Source organism: Haloarcula sp. H-hyl2 (assembly GCF_056934385.1).
In genome coordinates, this window is sequence record NZ_JBRIIJ010000002.1 from 1,361,612 (window position 1) to 1,377,959 (window position 16,348).

The window sequence follows — 16,348 nt, forward strand, 5'->3', positions numbered from 1 at the left end:
TGGACTGATGGGCGTTACGCGGCCTCGTAGACCTCTTCGCGGACCCAGTCGTAGCCCTCGTCTTCCAGCTGTTCGGCCAGTTCCGGCCCGCCGCTCTTGGCGATCTCACCGTCGAGCATGACGTGGACGTGGTCCGGTTCGACGTAGTCGAGGATCCGCTGGTAGTGGGTGATCTGGAGGATACCGGCACCCTGCTCGTCACGGAGCGCGTTGATGCCGTTGGAGACGTCCTGCAGGCGGTCGATGTCGAGCCCGGAGTCGATCTCGTCGAGCACGGCGATCGAGGGCTCGAGGATCGCGGCCTGGAGGACCTCGTTCTGTTTCTTCTCCCCGCCGGAGAAGCCGGCGTTCAGATAGCGGGAGGCGAACTTCTCGTCCATGTCCAGTTGTTCCATCTTCTCCTGGAGGATCTCCTGGAACTCGGCGACGCCGATCTCGCCCTCTTCGACGTTGCCCTCCATCGGCGAGGTGTCGTAGCCGGCGGCGTCCTCGTTGGTGTCCTCGCCCTCGGCCTCGGCTTCGTCCTCGTCCTCGAAGAGTTCCTCGCGTTCTTCGAGCTTGGCGTTGAGGGCCGTCCGCAGGAAGTTCACCATCGTGACGCCCTCGATCTCGGCGGGGTACTGGAAGCCGAGGAAGATACCCAGCGCAGCCCGCTCGTTGGGCTCCAGGTCGAGCAGGTCCCAGGTACGCATGTCCTCGGGGATGTCGACGTCGTCACCGAATTCGTCGTCTTCGAGGTGGATGAGGACCTCGCCGTCGGTGACTTCGTAGGCCGGATGGCCGGCGATGATCTTCGCTGTGGTCGACTTCCCGGAGCCGTTCGGACCCATCAGCGCGTGGATCTCGCCCGACTCGACTTCGAGGTCGACACCGCGAAGGATCGTCTCACCGTCCTCTTCCGCGACTGCAGCGTGGAGATTGTTGATTTCGAGTACTGCCATGGTAGTCTCTTAGGTCAACCGAAACATGGGCCGAGGCGCTGATAATAGTTTCGAGTTTTGGCGCTTCGGTTTTCGAATCGGAAAGCGATGTTTCGATATAGGAAACCACCACTACTGTCCCGGTATTTTGGCTGCAGCAAGGGCGCCGGCGCTGTCGAGGGACTACTCACCTCTCGTCGGTGACGACGGCCGAACCGCGTCCGGGACACGCTCGCAGTCGATCCATTCGACGTCGAACGAACCCGTGTACTCGAATACCGGGCCGAGGAGGGGGTTCGACACGTCGACACTGATCCGAAACGTCTCTGCGTCCTCGTCGTACCACTCGTGGACGCTGGCCTGTGCGGAGAGCCACAGCGGGAACGACGTCCCGCGATCGAGTACGTAGAGGCGCTGTGCGCCGGTCTGGATCTCGATCCCGCCCTCCTCGCTCACCGAGAGGTAGATATCGACGGCTAGATGATGGTGAATCCCGAGGTAGTCGACGATGCGGTCACGGTCCTCGCTGTAGATCATGGCGGCGTCGAACCGGCGGCGGCGAGGCATATCGAAGGTTCGGAGCCACGTCACCGTCTCACGACCGAAGGCGTCCTCGTAGGCGTAGTTCCGGATGGTGAACGGGACCGCGGTGTTCTCCTCCGGGAACATCGTGTTGTGTGTCGCGCCGAACCAGAGGAACGGCAGGACGTGCGGGCCGCCGTTCCGGACGTACTCCATGGTCCCGCGGCCGATACAGGCCACGTCGTCCGCGCTCGTGAACCCGAACCGCTCCTGTATCTTCGGATGCAGGTCCTCGAAGTCGTCGCCAAGCGCCCGCTCGTAGATCGAAGGCCTGTCGGCGTCGTCTGTTCCTGTATTTCGGGTTTCGGTGTCGGGACCTGCCATCGACCACCCTATCGGAAGCCACCATTATAACGCCACTGCTGATCTAGAATTAAACTCTCGCACGCGGCCCCGATCCTACATGAACTGCCCGAGCCCGGTCTGCTCCTGTCCGTCCACCTTTTTCCGCTCGGGTGGCTCGCGGTCCTCGCCACCCGTCACGCAAAAACGTAAAAGCCGCCCGCGCCGCTGGCGCAGGCGGTTCTCACATGAACTGCCCGAGCCCCGTCTGCTCCTGGCCGCTCTTGACCTCGTCCCAGGAGATATCCAGCGCTTCGAGGATGCGTGCGATGGGGCCTTTCAGCGTCTTGTCGAGCATCTTGTCCCAGTCGACCTCGAACTCCTCGGGGATCTGGTCGGCGTACTCGAAACAGATCACGTCGGGATCCCGGCGGAATTCCCCGTAGAGCGGGTCCTGTGCCGGGTCGAGACCCTGTTCTGCTTCGACACGCTCGAAGAAGTCCGAGTGTACACGGTCGAGGTAGAGCCGCTTTGGCTTCGACCCGCTCTGGAAATTCGTCCCGAGCAGGAGGTTCGCGTACTTCGCGCCCCTGACCTGGGCGGTGTCGGTGTCGTAGTTGTCGAGTTTCTTCCCGATGCCGCCGGGGATACCGACGTCGTCCAGGTCGACGTTGCCGGCCTGGTAATCCTCGATGACCTCGCCGACGTAGGTCTTGATGTTGTCGGCGTCCTCGCCATGGACGATGCGGTCGATGACCTCTTTCTGGACGCGCTTTGTGATCGGCGCGATGTCCGATCGCTGGTACTCGAAGCCCGTGATGTCGATGTCGTCGACGTCCTTGCCCTCCTTCCAGACGATGTGGCCGGCGTACCGTTTCTTCTTGCCCGCCTGGAAGAACCGCCGGTAGAGCTTCTCGAACTCGATCTCGAACCGGTGGAACTGGGCGTTGAGCTCTTCCAGCGCGAACTCGTCGTAGGAGGCGTTGATCGTCTCCTCCAGTTCGAACCCCTTCTGGATGGTCGCTGCGATGGTCACCAGTTCTTCCTCGTCCATCTCGGGGTGTTTCTCCCGCATCTCGTCGGTGACCTCGACATCGCCGTCGACGTCCGCGGCACCGATGTCCCCGAGCTGGAGCATGACGGAGTCCGTATCCCCGTATACGACCTCGTATCCCTCGTTTTCGACGACTTCGTCCGTGTAGTCGATGACCTCACGGCCGGTGGCGGTGACCGCGGCCCCCATCTCCTTGTCGTAGAGGCGGAACCGGTCCCATCCCAGGACGCCATAGAGCGACTGGCCGACGAACTGGAACGTCCCGTTCCGACCCGCGAGAAGCGTGTGGTTGTCTTCGACAGTGACACAGTAGACACCGTCTTCGGCGGTACTTTCCGAACCGCTCCGGTGCATCCGGAGGGTGTTCTTGCTGTCTTCGGTGACGTAGAGCCGCCACGAGCCGCTATCCCGATTGTAGTTCGCCGTCAGACCGAGGTGAGTACAGAGCCGAAGTACGTCGTCGCGGAGCCGCTCGCTGGAGGTGGTGTATCGCCACGACCCCTTCTGCCGGTCACCGTCACCGGCGACGAGCGTGTCGAGGAACCGCTGTTTCTGCTGTTGGCTCAGGTCGAAGACGAACTCCGGGATTCGCTTCTCGAAGCTGTTACCACCACAGAGGTCACGCAGGAGGTCTCCGAGGAGCTTCGAGGTGAACTGGTAGGAGTGGTCGTCGACGTAGTAATCCAGTGCCATCCGGTCAAGCAGATCACCGATGTCCGCGTGGTGGGACTGGCCACCGTCTGTGAGTGCTTGCTGGGCAATCTTGACGGTCGTGGCGGAGCCCCGCTTTTTTTCTCCGAACTGCTTCGTCTCGGACGTGTAGACGTTCCCCTCGGTGATGTACCACGCGAGCAGTTCGAGGAAATCGTCGCCATCGAAGGTTCTTGGAATCCACTTTCGACCTGCCTCGGCGTGGACGAACGTCTGCTCGGCCACCTCCTCGATGTACTCCCTGTGGGCTTCGAACGAATCCGGATCGAAGACGTATCCCTCCGCGCTGATGTCGTTTTTCAGTACCGTATCGGGATAATACCCGAGTTCTGCGGCGAACGTGTGTCCGTGGACCTCGGGACGGACCCACGCCTCAAAGTCGTCCACTAACTCCGTGAGGTCGACGGTTTCCAGTGGCTCGCCGTCTGGACCGTCCCAGTCGTGTGGCAGTTCGTAGTTCGTCGCGTCGTCGAGGTTGCCAGCCTCCACGAAGCGATACTCGTCTTCGGTGATCCCGTTCGTCTCGTTTTTTCTGACGAGCATCCGGTGGTTCGGCGTCACGCGGAAGTCGATCTTGCTCGTCTCGATATCGACGAGGTCGCCGCGGTAGTCGGGGTACGCGTGTGTATCGACGACCGGTTTCACCTCCATCTCCCTCGTGTCCGGGTCCAACGAGTACACGTGGTCGCCGACTTCGAGGTCCCGGATGTTCCGGATGCCCGCCGGAGTCAACACGTCGGTATCCGGCGTGAAGCAGTTCATGATCACCTTGACAGCCGCTTGTTGCCGGTCTAAGCGCTCGTACTCCGGATTTTCGGGGTCGTAGCTGTTCCGCTGGGACTTCTTCTCTTCGCGCTCTGTCAGGAGTTCGTCGACCATCTCCCGGATGACGCCGTCCGGTTCCTTCCGGAAGTGGGTCCCGTTGGGGGCGCGGTAGGTCTCGCCGTCGTAGCGCTCCGGGTCGACCTTCGTCTCGGGTGACGCGTTCGTCGTCACCATGCACATGGGGTAGAGGCTCTTCAAGTCTAAAACTGTGACATTTTCTCTAACGCCAGTAATTGGGTCGAAAACCGCTCCACCTTCGTAATCTTCACTCTCTTGTTGGCCTTTCGAGGGGAGCGCGAACTCGCCGTGGAGTTTGTGCAGGACGTACATGTCGACGGCGTCGCCGGGCGTCGTCGCGTCTTCGAGTTTGCAGCCGACGAAGGTGCGGACCTCGTCCCAGAAGTCGACGATATCCTGCTCGCGGTCGAGTTCGACACAGAGTTCGACGTCCCGGAGGTTGTACTCCAGCAGGCGCTCGGGGTCCTGTTCCCAGAGGTCGCCGATGTCGCCGGTGTAGCGTTCCTTCCCCACGCCGAGTTCCTGTTCGCCGACGGCGTCCAGGCGGTACGATTCCAGTTCGGTGAACTGCGTGCGCTTGTACGCGTACAGCAGGTCGAAGACGACTCGACCCTTGATGTCGGGGCCCTGCCAGTCGCTGCGCCAGACTTCGTCGACCCGCGAGAGTCGGTCGATGTCGAGGTCGTAGTCGTGGTCGAAGCTCTGGAGTTCTTCGAGTCGGTCGAGCAGGTACGGGGCGTCGAAGTCGTCGAAGTTCCAGCCGGTCAGGACGTCCGGGTCGGTCTCGACGATGTAGTCGACGAACGACTCCAGCATCGCCTCCTCCTCCGCGAAGATCCGAACGTCGACGTCGAGGTCGCCGTCACCGATGGGGTCGTAGCCGGCCAGTGCCGCGGGCCCGTCGACGCCCTCGGGCGACTGGTAGAGCCAGACGACGTACTCGTCGTCGTAGGAGTCGTGTGAGGTGAGACAGATGATCTTCTCCTCGCCGTCCTCGGGGAACCCCGAGCGGTCGTCGACCTCGATGTCGAAGGTGTTGACCCGCGGGTCAGCGGTGGCCTCGACGGCCTCGATCTCCCTGTGATGGACGGTCAGGGCCCCGTCGTCGCTCTCACGGGCCGGCACCCGGACGCCGCTGGTGATGTCCTTGTCGATGAGCAGGCGGTTGGGAAAGAGGATGTCCGCCTCGTAGTGGTCGAAGTCGTCACGCATCTGGCCGACGTCGCGTGGCGTCTGGCCGAATATCTTGACCAGACGCTCACCGCGGATCGACTCGTAGGGCTCACCGTCGGCGTCGGTCTCCTCCCAGCCCGTGATGCGGTCGTACTGACGCAGGCGGTCGGCGTCGACCGACGACGCCGGCGCGTAGAAGTACGGCGTGAACTCGTAGACCTCGGCGTGGACAGGCTCGTTGTCGGCGGTGCGGCCGAAGACGTGGACGACGGGGAACTCGTCGTCGCCCCGCCCCTCGACGGTGTAGTCGACCTGCGTCACGACGAATTCGACGGTCCCCTCGACGTCCGGGAACTGCCGTTCGTCGAGGTCGACCACGTCTGTGCCGCCGTCGTCGCTACCTGCGATCGCTTTCGCCTCGTCGACCGGCCGGTCGTCGCTGGCGCTCCCTCCCGTGAAATCCCCGAGGGCTCGCTGACTCTCGTCACTCATTGGCCTCCCTTCGAGGTGCCCGATGAAAACACCGGCGGTCGAATTTGTCGTGGGCAGAAAGTATATGTCATGGTGTGGCATACCGGACTACGAAGTCCCATGTCGCACCATGCTACCGCGGATGGCGAGGCGGACCGGTCGGAGCAACTGCGTTCGGAGCCCGCGCTCCCGGACGCGGTCCAGACGACGGAGACCTACGAGGTGGACAACGGGACAGTATTCTACGACGCCCAGAACCCGCTCGCCTGGCTCCAGTCAGACGTGGCGATGCCCCTGGACGAGGTGAACTGACTCGCCGGCCGTCGTCGCCCGCTGTCTGCCATTTCCCGGACAGCGATGACACTCTCGACTCGTACCGACCAGGAACGCTTTTTCACTCCGGGGCCCAACGTCGTGTGTGGTCCAGATCCCCGACGACGACTCCGACTCGGGCCCGAGCGTCATCAACGAGAAGAGCGCCCACGAGCCCGACGAATTCGACCCCGACAGCCTCGGCCCCGGTATCCCGGAGGCGCCGTCGGCACCCGAACCGCCGCGGGACGGCTCCGCGAGCGAGGCCACCGGCCTGTTCTGGAAACTCGTCGTCGTGTTCAACGTCGCGCTCCTGGGCCTGTCTGTCGGCCCGATGCTGATCTACTTCGAGGGCCAGGTCGACCGCGGGACGCAGGTCTTCCTCGTCGGCGCCATCGCCTTCGGCTACGGATACTTCCGGTACCGCCGGTTCATGGCCTCCAGGGACGACACCGACGAAGCTGCGGACACGGACGAGGTGGACGCCGAGAACCCGTCCGACGACGCGGCGTGATCCATCACAACGGCTAACCGCGCACGACGACTACGGTCTGCCATGCGAACCGTCCGCGACGAGTCGGGCACCCGATATCTCCTGCTCAAAGCCTCTGGCGACTCCAGTCTGGTCCGGAACCCCGAGACGGGGGAACGGACGCATCTCCCCAACGACCGCCTCGAACCCGTCGAGGGCGAGTCACCACTGGAGACCGCTGCGGGTGCCGTTCCGACCCCGATTCGGCGCGTGCTCACCGCTGCCCACGACGACCGGGCGCTCGGACTGCTGGTCGAACTCGACGCCCGCGGGCCGCTGGCGGTCACCGACCTGCTGGACAGCTACGACCTCTGTGAGAGCGACCTCCACGGCCTCCTCGCGGAGTTCCGTGCGGCCGGACTCGTCGCGGAGGCCAGCGTCGCCGGGCAACCAGGCTACGACGCCACGGAGACGACGGCCGACGCGCTCGCGTCGCTGGAGGCCCGCTAGACCAGTTCCGCGACCGTCGCCTCGACGCGTTCGACCCGCGAGCGGTTGGTGGTCGCGTCCTTCTCGACGCGGACGAGGTCGTCCGCGGCCCCGACGAGTTCGTCGTCGTGGCTGACGACCAGTATCTGCTCGACGCCGACCTCGTCGCGCATGTACTCGACCAGATCCAGCAGTTGCGTGACGTGGCCCGAGTCCAGGAAGACGGTCGGCTCGTCGAGGATGAGCGGCGGCATCGGCGCCGACCCCTCGATCCCCTCCGCCAGCAGCCGATAGATCGCACAGCGCAGGCTGAGGTTGAACAGCGCCCGCTCGCCGCCCGAGAGCTGTTCGGGTTCCAGGGCGTCGCCGTCCTTCTGGTAGACGGTCAGCCGGTACTCCCCGTCGAGTTCGATGTGGGAGTAGGAGTCGTTCTGATAGACCAGATCGAACGTCTGGTTGAGCATCCGTTCGAGCGTCTCGACGTTCCGCCGGCGGAGTTCGGCACGCAACGTCCCGTACATCTCCTGGAGCTGCTGGGCCTCGTCGTACAGCTGGTCGAGCTGCTCGAGGATCTCGCTGAGAGCCTCTCGTCGGTCCCGGAGCGACTCCAGTTCGTCCAGTTCGTTTCGCACCCCGCCGATGGCGCTCTGGAGGTCGTCGCGCTGTTCGCGAAGCTCCGCGAGCTTCGCCTCTGCTTTCTCCAGATAGGCTTCGGCGCGCTGTTTCTCCGAACGGGCTTCCGCGACGCGTGACTCGTCGACCGCGTCGGCCAGTTCCTGTTTTCGTTCCCGCTTCTCGGTCAGTCGCTCGCGCCGTTCGTCGTTCACCTCGGCGAGCTGTGACCGCTTCGAGCGCACCTGCTCGATGTCGCTCTCGCAGTCGTCGATATCGTCGAGCAGCGTCTCGACCTCCTCCAGTCTCGCTATCGACTGCTTGACTGTCTGGTGTTCCTGGTTGCACTCGCCGATGACCGAGCGACAGTCGGCGGCCTGCTCGCGAGCGTCCGCCGCGGCCTCGCGCTTCTCCTCGGCCGTGGATTCGAGTTCGTCGGCTTCGGACCGTAGCTCCGAGACGCGCTCTTCGTCGGCTTCGAGGCCGGATTCCTTCTCCTCGATGAGCTGGACGACGTTCGAGCGGTTCTCGGAGAGCGTCGACAGCCGGTCGGCGGTGTCGACCAGTTCCTCGGCGGCGTCGCGGTCCGCCTCCAGTGTCTCGACCGTTTCCCGTGCGCTGTCGAGTTCCGCTTCGAGTTCCGCGATCCGCTCGCGGTCGTCCTCGATCGAGTCGACGTGTGGCGAGTCCGCTACGTCCTGCCCGCATTCGGGACATTTCCCGGCTTCGAGCAACCCCTCTGCTTCGGCCAGCGCGTCCCGCTCGCTCTCGATACGGGTCTCCAGTTCGGTCACCCGCTGACGGGCATCTTCGAGGTCGGCCACGATGGACTCCCTGTGGGACTCGACCTCGCTTCGGGCGACGTCGGCGTCCTCGAACCGTTCTTCGAGTGTCGCTCGCTCGTCGTCGATGGCTGCCAGTTTCTCCCGGCGGTCGGCCAGCGTCTCGCGGGCTCTTTCGATCTCGGACTCCAGTTCGGCGGCTTCCTCTCGCTTGGCCTCCGCACGTGAGGAGAGGTCCTCGGCCTGCTCGGCCAGATTGTCGGCCTCGCCGCTGTGCTTCTGGGCTTCGACCTTCTGTGTCTCGATCCGGGACCGGAGGTCGTCGGCCCGCTCTTCGAGCGTCGCCAGGCGCTCGGCGACGGCCTCCGGATCGGCAGCGTCGAGGTCGGTGTCCGAGACCGTCTCCGCCAGGCGTTCCGCCAGTGTCTCCCGGTCCGACTTCCGCTCGGAGAGTCGCTCGGAGAGCCGGTCGCGCTCTGTCTCGGCCTCGGTGATTGCCGCCTCCAGCTCCTGAATGTCCTCGCTCAGTTCGGCCAGCTCGGACTGCTTCTCCTCGTGTTCTTCGAGGACCGACTCGGCCTGATCGAGCGTCTCCTCGGCGGTTGCCTGCTGGCCCTCGATCCGTTCGATCTCGGTCTGGACCTCGTTCAACTCGGTCTCCAGTCCGTTGAGTCGCTCGTGGAGCTCCTTGTCCTCCTTCTCGTCGATCTGTTCGTCGAGTTGCGAGAGGGCGCCCTGCTTGTCGTCACGGACCCGGCCGACGCCGACGCGGGCGTCGCTCGCCCGTTCGCGGTAGTCCTCGAGCTTCCCGAGTTGCAGGAGGTCGTCGAGCATGTCCTGGCGGTCGCCCGGCGACGCGTTGATGAGCTTGTTCACCTCGCCCTGCCGCACGTACGCGCAGTTGACGAAGGCCTCGCTGTCCATCCGCAGGAGTTCCGTGACGCGGTGTCGGACGTCGCGAGCCCCCTCGAAGGTCCCGTCCGGCGTCTCCAGGACGCACTTGGCCGTCGTCGCGCGCTCGCCCGTGGCACGCACCCGGCGAGTGAGGTGGTAGTCCCCGCCGGCGTGTGAGAACCACAGTTCGACCGTACAGTCCTCGGCCCCGAGCGTGACGAGGTCGTCGAGCGTCTCGTCGACGGCTCTGGCCCCGTAGAGGGCGAAGAAACAGCCCTCCAACAGCGAGGACTTCCCGCTTCCGTTGAGGCCGTGGATGACCGTCACGCCGGGATCCAGTTGCAGGTCCGCGTCGTCGTAGCACTTGAAGTTCTCCAGTCGGACGCGCTGGAACCTCATCGGCGACCCTCCATCAGATGAACTCCTCCATGCTCGACTGGTCCTCGCCGTCGGCGTGGCTCTCGGCGTCTGCCGACTGCGTGGCGCCGTCGGTCGACTGCGAAGCGTCAGCCGTTGCCTGTGTCGTCTCGTCCGTCGATACGTCGTCGATCGGTCCAGCGTCCTCTGTCTCGGACGCGCTCTCGGCACTCTCACCGTCCGCCGCCAGTGCGTCGGGATCCTCTTCGACGAGGTCACGGACCCGCTGTTCGACCGTCGACGTCACGTTCGCGTCGGCGACCTTCGAGGCCCGGATCGTCTCGTCGATGTCGCGGGCGGCCTCGCTCAGGCCGAGTTCGCGGACCCGCTCGGTGACCGCGTCGTCCGGGTCCGCGAAACTGACGTCGGTCCCTCCCGCCTCGGCCGCCAGCTCCCGGTGGTCGGTGACCCGCGCGACGAGCGCGCCCGCATCGAGTGCGTACTCCTCGACGCTCGCCGGTGCGATCGGGTCGCCGTCGCCGTCGATGCTCACGACTACCACCGCATCCGTGACGTCGTACTGGCCGACCTGGCTCCGGACACGGTCGACGCCCTCCTCGGGTCCGAGTTCCACGTCGACGAAGACGAAGGGTCGGGTGTCGAGGCCACGTCGGGTGATCCGGACTTCGTCGTCGAAGGTGACGATGTTGTAGCCTCGGTCTTCGCGTTCGCTCGCGCTCGCGCGCTCGGTGGAACCACAGTAGGTGACCCAGGCGTCCGCGACCTCCTGTTTCCCCGGCGCGTGGTTGTCCCCAAGGAGAAGTGCGTCGAACGCCACCGACGATTCGGTCAGTACCTCCTCGGCGTCCCAGTCGCCGTAGTCGAACGGCTGGAACAGCCCGTGGGTGACCAGTGCGGCGTGGTCGGCGTCGTGTACGGCGAACTCGTAGTCGAGGTCGTCCCGTTGTGAGCGCGGGACGAAATCGAGTCCGTAGAACGCGGTGTCGCCGACGACCGTCGGCTCGTCGGCCAGCCGCGTCGCCAGGCCCAACGATTCGTAGAGGTCGAGCCACTGTGCGTCGCGTTTCGCCTCGTGATTACCTACGACGGCGAGAAACGGTATGCCCGCCGAGTCGAGGTCTTCGAGGACCGACAGCGTGCCCATGATGTCCGTCAGCGACGGCCGGCGGTCGTGGAACAGGTCGCCGGCGTGGACGACGGCATCGACGTCGTCCTCGATGGCGTCCGAGACGACCTGCCGGAAGGCGTCGAGGAAGTCCTGGCGCCGTTCCGGGACGTGGTACTGCTGGTACCCCACGTGGGTGTCGCCGGTGTGTATCACCCGTGTCATTCGTCAGGGCGTAAGCCGGCCCCGCCTAAAGAGGTGTTGCGACCACAGTGAAAGTGATCGTCGGCTGCCGCCTCGCGGTACGCTCTGAATGCTGCCAGGGCCCTGCGGCCCGCGGCTGCTAACTCGACGTCGACAGCCTCGGCTGTTGTGACGGCCCGTTCGAGACGGTCCAGCCCGATCGTCGTCCGGAACGCGACCGCTGCACCGAGCGAGGACTGAGCGAGGATGGCCGCCTCGATGGTCGCCCGGACGTCAGGGTCGGTCAGGCTGGACCTCCCTTCTCCGGTAGCGTCCCCTGAGCGGTCTGCGTGGCCAGGTACATCTCCCGTCTGGTTCATCGTCGGGTCTGGTCCCGCCATCCCTGATAAACTCCCGGACGAGGGTTCAAGTACGGTGACGGCGCCAACCGATCGCATGGCCGACAGCGAGACACTCTCGGAGCGAGTCAGCACTGTGGAACGAGCGATGACCGACGGCGAGAGGGAACTGCCCGACGCTAGCTCCATCGCGGACGTCGAGACCCGACTCGACGATACCGAGTCCTATCTCGACGAACTCGACGACCGTGTGACGGAACTGGAGGCTGCGACACAGGCGCTCCGCGGCTACGTCGGGTCGATCCGTGCTGTCAACGAGGACGTCGAACGACGTGCGGACGCCGCGATCGCGACCGCCGAACGCCTCGAATCCAGGTTGGACGACGACACGGCGCCTGTTCGTTCGGATTCCGACGGGGCGCGTGACTCGTCCCCGGCCGGCCGTGGAACAGGATACTCACGGCAGTCGCCCACGGGGGACAAAGAGCATCGAGACGGTGACAATCCGACCCCGAAAGCGGACGATCCGACGTCTGATTCCCTCGATGCCGCGTTCGGTGGGTCTGGAACGACCGACGGCCCGGAGGTCGAAGCGGGTACGGGATCGACCGCGAACGGAATCGAACAACCCAGCACAGTGGGCGGTGATGGGGCCGGCCAGCGTGGTGCGAGCAGCGAACGCAGCGAGGAGCGACCGCCTGGCGTCCTCGCTCGGATCCGGTCGCTCCTGTGAGTGTTCGCCTCGTGCTCGCGGTCGTCATCGGGGCAGCACTGCTCGGTGCCAGTATGCCCGCTATCGACAGTGCCAGGGTCGACCACACTGACGCGACCGTCGCGCGGCAACTGGAGACGCTCTCGGAACGTCTGGAGGCGATGGTGTCGCGCGACGATCCGGCAGTCGGGCCGGGGGCGTCGCTCCGGACTGACATCTCGCTACCACACCGGTCGTTCACCAAAGCCCCAGTCACGAGGCTGATCTTCGAGCGCAGCGACGGCGGTACTGTGGCGAGATGGCGCGTCGGCGACGACGGGTGGACACACCGTCGACTGGTCGGCCTGCCGCTCCTGACCGACGGCGGGTCCCTGACACTCCGGTCGCCGGGGGCGAACCGACTCGTGTTCGGGTACCGGTTCGTCGACGACCGCAGAGTCGTGACCGTCCGGCGGTTTAAGTCGGATGCCGCGGCCAGGCCGGCCTATGCGTGAGTTGCTCTTCGGGGAGACGACCGATCCGGACTGCGCCTGCGTGTGCACCGCCGATGGGGCGGTGCTTCGCGTCGATGCGAGCGACTGTCCGGGCGGAGGCGATCTCGCCAGCGAGCCAGCCTGTCGTGCGACGGTCGTGACTGCACTGAACAGTCGTGAGATCGACAGCGTGGTCACGAGCGATAGCGGCCGTGAACGTGTCTATCTCGACGCCTCGGCTGCCCTGCTGACCGCCGCCGGCTGCTTCCAGGAGCGCGTCGGTACGGTCGATCAGCGGCTGGCAGACCGGACGACCAGGGACCCACTCGCGGCGGCTGAGGAAGCGGTCGGCCGGAGCGGTCCAGTATCGACGATGGCCGCCGAGACGGGGCTCGCCCTCGTCGCGGAACCGGCCACCGACTACGCGGTAGCCCTCGGTGCGTACGTGGGTCCGGCAGTCAGCGACGCACTGATCGCCGAAAGCCCGCCACAGGGTGCTGTCCTCGCGGACCGCTGGACGACCGAGACCGACGCGGTGGTCCGCCGCTACGAGCGCGAGGGTGCGATGGATCGCTACCACCTCGAACCACGCGAGTACCGCTTCGAGGCGGCGACTACCGAGCAGTTGGCCGACGCGTACGACCACCTCGCCGCCGATGCCGGCGATCGGACACCTCATCAGGCGGCCAGCGAAGTCGCCGACGAGGGTGCGACCGCTGCCGCCGTCGGGTCCGTGCTGGCGAAACACACGGGCGGTCTGGGCGTCCTCGAAGACCTGTTTGCCGACCCCCGTGTCTCGGACGTGTTCGTGACGGCCCCTGCGACCGAGACCGAACTCCGTGTCCGCGTCGCTGGCGAGACCATGGAGACGAACGTCAGACTCACCGAGGACGGTGTCCAGGCTCTCGCGTCGACGTTCCGCCGGACCAGTGGTCGCCCGTTCTCGCAGGCCAGTCCAACGCTCGACGCGACGACGGACGTCGGTGGACGCCGTGTCCGTGTCGCCGGAGTCGCCGAACCGGTGAGCGACGGGCTCGCCTTCGCGTTCCGGGCCCACGACGGCGACGTCTGGCGGCTCGCCGACCTCGTCGCCAACGGGACGATGCCGGCCGACGTCGCAGGGCTGCTCTCCGTGGCCGTCGAGCGGGGCTGCGCCTGTCTCGTCGCGGGTCCACGGGGCGCAGGCAAGACGACGACGCTCGGTGCGCTCCTCTGGGAACTCCCGCAGTCGGTCCGGACCGTACTGATCGAGGATACCCCGGAACTCCCGGTCGGACAGCTCCAGTCCGCAGACCGTGACGTCCAGGCGCTACGAACCACTGCATCCGATGGGCCGGCCCTCGACCCTACCGAAGCACTCAGGACGGCACTCCGGCTGGGCGAGGGCGCCCTGGTCGTCGGCGAGGTCCGCGGCGAAGAAGCGGCAGTCCTCTACGAGGCGATGCGTGTCGGTGACGGCGACGGCGCCGTCCTGGGGACGATCCACGGCGGTGGTCCCGAGCCCGTCAGAGAGCGGCTCGTCACCGACCTCGGAGTCCCGGAGCGCTCGTTCGCCGTCACGGACCTGATCGTGACGCTCGGCCGCGCGGAGACGTCCGGCGACCGGTTCGTGCGTCGGATCGACGAGGTCGTCGCCCGGAGCGACGGCGTCTCGTTCCAGCCACTGTTCGAGCGGGACGGCAGTTCGACGACGGCGACCGGGAGAATCGACCGCGGGAACAGCTATCTCCTCGACGAGATTGCCCGGTCAGACGAATCCTATGCCGACGTCCGGTCACAGATATCGACGCGGAGAGGCACGCTCGACGAAGACCGGGCCTGCGATCACTCAGGCCGGGCCAGTCACGGGGGAGTATGATCCGACCGTTCACACTACTGGCAGCAGTGTGGCCGCTTCCCGTGTCGGTGCCGGCGTCACACCGACGTGCCTGTCGGCTGCTCGATCTGACCGAGTCGCCGGAGACGGTCCTGGCAGCCAGTTACACGGCGACGCTGTTTGGGTTGGCTGTCGGCGGTGTGCTGCTGGTCGGAACCCACTCTGTCGTGATCGTCGTTGCGGCGTTCGGGTTCGCAGCCCTCGCGCTCACTGCTGGTCGCTACGGCGTCGAACTGGCAGCCCGTGCCAGGCGCGTTCGGGCACTCGGGACGGCGCCGTCGCTCGTCACCAGGCTCGTCCTCGGTGTCGGACTGTGGCCGAACACCGAACGGGCGACGGCCTTCGCCACCAAGACAGGGTCGGGGCTGCTCGTCGAGCGCCTCGCCGAGCACCGCCGGCGGGCACGTGGGACACCACGGAGCGGGTTGCGCGCGTTTGCCGAGGAATGGGGCGAGACCTTCCCCGCGCTGGAGCGAGCGATCGCGGGCGTCGAACGCGCGGCCGCTGCGCCGGCCGACGAGCGGGACGCGTTGCTCGCCGACGCTCGCCAGCGGATGCTCGACGGTACGCGCGACGAGATGGCGTCCTTCGCCGCTTCACTCCGGATACCGGCGACAGCCATCTACGCCTTCGGGGTCTTGCTCCCGCTGGCGCTCGTCTCGCTCGTCCCCGCAGCCGGAATGGCGAGCATCCCCGTCTCCGAGTCGTTCTTGCTGGTGGCGTACGTTCTCGTTCTCCCCGCGGTTCTCGTGCTCGCCGCTGCGTGGCTCCTCGCACGGCGTCCGGCAGCGTTCCCGCCGCTGAGCGTCCCACGGACACATCCGGATGTCCCGGATAGCAATTGGCTGGCTGTTCTGACTGGCGCGGTCGTTGTGGGTGTGTGCTGGCTTGTCGGACCGACGCTCCTCCCCGACTGGGGTGTACCCGGTGCTGCACTCGGGTTCGGGACAGGGACAGTGTTTGTCGTCGCCTACCGTCCGATGGCTGCCGTCCGTGACCACGTTCGGACGGTCGAGGCCGGCTTACCGGACGCTCTCCAGGCTATCGGGCGACGGGTCGCCCGTGGCGAAGCAGTCGAGGCCACGCTAGCGACCGTCGCGGACGAGCGGTCCTCACCACTCTCGAAGGTACTGGCCGAGGCTGCGGATCGACAACGCCGTCTCGGGGTCGGTATCGAGGAGGCCTTCGGCGGCGAGTACGGACCGCTCGCGACCATCCCGAGCCGACGTACCGGGGAGGCTGCCTCCCTGCTCTCGGCTGCCGGCGCGGTCGGTCCCCCGGCCGGCGCAGTCGTCGCGTCGATGGGGGACCACCTCGCTGACCTCCGTGAGGTCGAGCGTGAGACGCGGCGCGATCTCGCCCAGATAACGGGCACGCTCACGAACACCGCCGTGTTGTTCGGCCCGCTCGTCGGCGGCGCGACGGTCGCACTGGCCGGTTCGATCGGTCCACGCGGACCGGTCTCGTCCGTCTCCGTCGACACGCTCGGTCCGATCGTCTGCTGGTACGTGCTGGTCCTGGCGGCGGTCCTGACGACTCTGTCTGTCGGGCTATCCCGTGGCCTGGACCGTGCCCTCGTCGGCTACCGTGTCGGTCTGGCACTGCTCTCGGCGACTGCGGCGTACTTCGCGTCCGTTCTGGGGACGGGACTGTTGGTGTAGATTT

Annotated in this window: 13 protein-coding genes; 7 read left to right on the forward strand and 6 right to left on the reverse strand. The window is 65.9% G+C overall.

Annotated features, from left to right (window positions below):
• Window positions 1–14: 14 nt before the first annotated feature.
• The 3 genes from Hhyl2_RS16865 to Hhyl2_RS16875 all read right to left on the reverse strand — a co-directional run bounded on the left by Hhyl2_RS16865 (window position 15) and on the right by Hhyl2_RS16875 (window position 6,057).
• Window positions 15–941, reverse strand: coding sequence for an ATP-binding cassette domain-containing protein (locus Hhyl2_RS16865; protein WP_483551923.1), 927 nt, complete (start codon window positions 939–941; stop codon window positions 15–17).
• A 162-nt stretch (window positions 942–1,103) separates the two neighbouring features.
• On the reverse strand, window positions 1,104–1,826 hold the full coding sequence (locus tag Hhyl2_RS16870; RefSeq protein ID WP_483551924.1) for a DUF4166 domain-containing protein: 723 nt from the start codon (window positions 1,824–1,826) through the stop codon (window positions 1,104–1,106).
• A gap of 202 nt (window positions 1,827–2,028) precedes the next feature.
• Complete coding sequence (locus Hhyl2_RS16875) at window positions 2,029–6,057, reverse strand: DNA polymerase domain-containing protein (protein WP_483551925.1); 4,029 nt, start codon at window positions 6,055–6,057, stop codon at window positions 2,029–2,031.
• A gap of 99 nt (window positions 6,058–6,156) precedes the next feature.
• Between Hhyl2_RS16875 and Hhyl2_RS16880 the strand changes: the two genes are divergently transcribed.
• From Hhyl2_RS16880 to Hhyl2_RS16890, 3 genes are all read left to right on the forward strand, one after another.
• Window positions 6,157–6,348, forward strand: coding sequence for a DUF7331 family protein (locus Hhyl2_RS16880; RefSeq protein ID WP_483551926.1), 192 nt, complete (start codon window positions 6,157–6,159; stop codon window positions 6,346–6,348).
• Between the two features lie 106 nt (window positions 6,349–6,454).
• A complete protein-coding gene (locus tag Hhyl2_RS16885) occupies window positions 6,455–6,862 on the forward strand; it encodes a DUF7322 domain-containing protein (protein WP_483551927.1) in 408 nt (135 codons plus the stop codon).
• Between the two features lie 42 nt (window positions 6,863–6,904).
• Window positions 6,905–7,330, forward strand: a complete 426-nt coding sequence (locus Hhyl2_RS16890; protein WP_483551928.1) for a DUF7346 family protein — start codon at window positions 6,905–6,907, stop codon at window positions 7,328–7,330.
• On the opposite strand, the gene rad50 is transcribed toward Hhyl2_RS16890, so the two are convergent.
• Genes rad50 through Hhyl2_RS16905 form a run of 3 tightly spaced genes read right to left on the reverse strand, consistent with a single transcriptional unit; the run spans window position 7,327 to window position 11,664 of the window.
• On the reverse strand, window positions 7,327–9,996 hold the full coding sequence (gene rad50 / locus Hhyl2_RS16895; protein WP_483551929.1) for a DNA double-strand break repair ATPase Rad50: 2,670 nt from the start codon (window positions 9,994–9,996) through the stop codon (window positions 7,327–7,329). The genes Hhyl2_RS16890 and rad50 overlap by 4 nt on opposite strands.
• A gap of 13 nt (window positions 9,997–10,009) precedes the next feature.
• Window positions 10,010–11,305 carry a DNA double-strand break repair protein Mre11 gene (mre11, locus tag Hhyl2_RS16900; RefSeq protein WP_483551930.1) on the reverse strand — a complete coding sequence of 432 codons (1,296 nt, stop codon included), beginning with the start codon at window positions 11,303–11,305 and terminating at the stop codon, window positions 10,010–10,012.
• Entirely contained in the window at window positions 11,302–11,664 is a 363-nt protein-coding gene (locus tag Hhyl2_RS16905) for a DUF7966 family protein (RefSeq protein WP_483551931.1), read from the reverse strand. The genes mre11 and Hhyl2_RS16905 overlap by 4 nt, the downstream gene beginning before the upstream one ends.
• Before the next feature lie 55 nt (window positions 11,665–11,719).
• Between Hhyl2_RS16905 and Hhyl2_RS16910 the strand changes: the two genes are divergently transcribed.
• From Hhyl2_RS16910 to Hhyl2_RS16925, 4 genes are read left to right on the forward strand one after another with little or no spacing between them, the layout of a single operon-like run.
• A complete protein-coding gene (locus Hhyl2_RS16910) occupies window positions 11,720–12,355 on the forward strand; it encodes a DUF7310 family coiled-coil domain-containing protein (RefSeq protein WP_483551932.1) in 636 nt (211 codons plus the stop codon).
• The gene (locus Hhyl2_RS16915) at window positions 12,352–12,828 is read left to right on the forward strand and encodes a DUF7311 family protein (RefSeq protein WP_483551933.1); all 477 of its coding nucleotides are present in this window, start codon (window positions 12,352–12,354) and stop codon (window positions 12,826–12,828) included. The genes Hhyl2_RS16910 and Hhyl2_RS16915 overlap by 4 nt, the downstream gene beginning before the upstream one ends.
• The gene (locus Hhyl2_RS16920) at window positions 12,821–14,665 is read left to right on the forward strand and encodes an ATPase, T2SS/T4P/T4SS family (RefSeq protein WP_483551934.1); all 1,845 of its coding nucleotides are present in this window, start codon (window positions 12,821–12,823) and stop codon (window positions 14,663–14,665) included. The genes Hhyl2_RS16915 and Hhyl2_RS16920 overlap by 8 nt, the downstream gene beginning before the upstream one ends.
• The gene (locus Hhyl2_RS16925; RefSeq protein ID WP_483551935.1) at window positions 14,662–16,344 is read left to right on the forward strand and encodes a type II secretion system F family protein; all 1,683 of its coding nucleotides are present in this window, start codon (window positions 14,662–14,664) and stop codon (window positions 16,342–16,344) included. Before Hhyl2_RS16920 ends, Hhyl2_RS16925 begins: the two co-directional genes overlap by 4 nt.
• Window positions 16,345–16,348: the final 4 nt, after the last annotated feature.

Excerpts from the sequence above, each read along its gene's own strand:
- Hhyl2_RS16875 (WP_483551925.1), bottom strand. The coding sequence starts at position 6,057 with ATGAGTGACGAGAGTCAGCGAGCCCTCGGGGATTTCACGGGAGGGAGC.
- mre11 (WP_483551930.1), bottom strand. The coding sequence starts at position 11,305 with ATGACACGGGTGATACACACCGGCGACACCCACGTGGGGTACCAGCAG.
- Hhyl2_RS16870 (WP_483551924.1), bottom strand. The coding sequence starts at position 1,826 with ATGGCAGGTCCCGACACCGAAACCCGAAATACAGGAACAGACGACGCC.
- Hhyl2_RS16865 (WP_483551923.1), bottom strand. The coding sequence starts at position 941 with ATGGCAGTACTCGAAATCAACAATCTCCACGCTGCAGTCGCGGAAGAG.
- Hhyl2_RS16880 (WP_483551926.1), top strand. The coding sequence starts at position 6,157 with ATGTCGCACCATGCTACCGCGGATGGCGAGGCGGACCGGTCGGAGCAA.
- Hhyl2_RS16920 (WP_483551934.1), top strand. The coding sequence starts at position 12,821 with ATGCGTGAGTTGCTCTTCGGGGAGACGACCGATCCGGACTGCGCCTGC.
- Hhyl2_RS16905 (WP_483551931.1), bottom strand. The coding sequence starts at position 11,664 with ATGGCGGGACCAGACCCGACGATGAACCAGACGGGAGATGTACCTGGC.
- Hhyl2_RS16925 (WP_483551935.1), top strand. The coding sequence starts at position 14,662 with ATGATCCGACCGTTCACACTACTGGCAGCAGTGTGGCCGCTTCCCGTG.
- rad50 (WP_483551929.1), bottom strand. The coding sequence starts at position 9,996 with ATGAGGTTCCAGCGCGTCCGACTGGAGAACTTCAAGTGCTACGACGAC.
- Hhyl2_RS16890 (WP_483551928.1), top strand. The coding sequence starts at position 6,905 with ATGCGAACCGTCCGCGACGAGTCGGGCACCCGATATCTCCTGCTCAAA.
- Hhyl2_RS16910 (WP_483551932.1), top strand. The coding sequence starts at position 11,720 with ATGGCCGACAGCGAGACACTCTCGGAGCGAGTCAGCACTGTGGAACGA.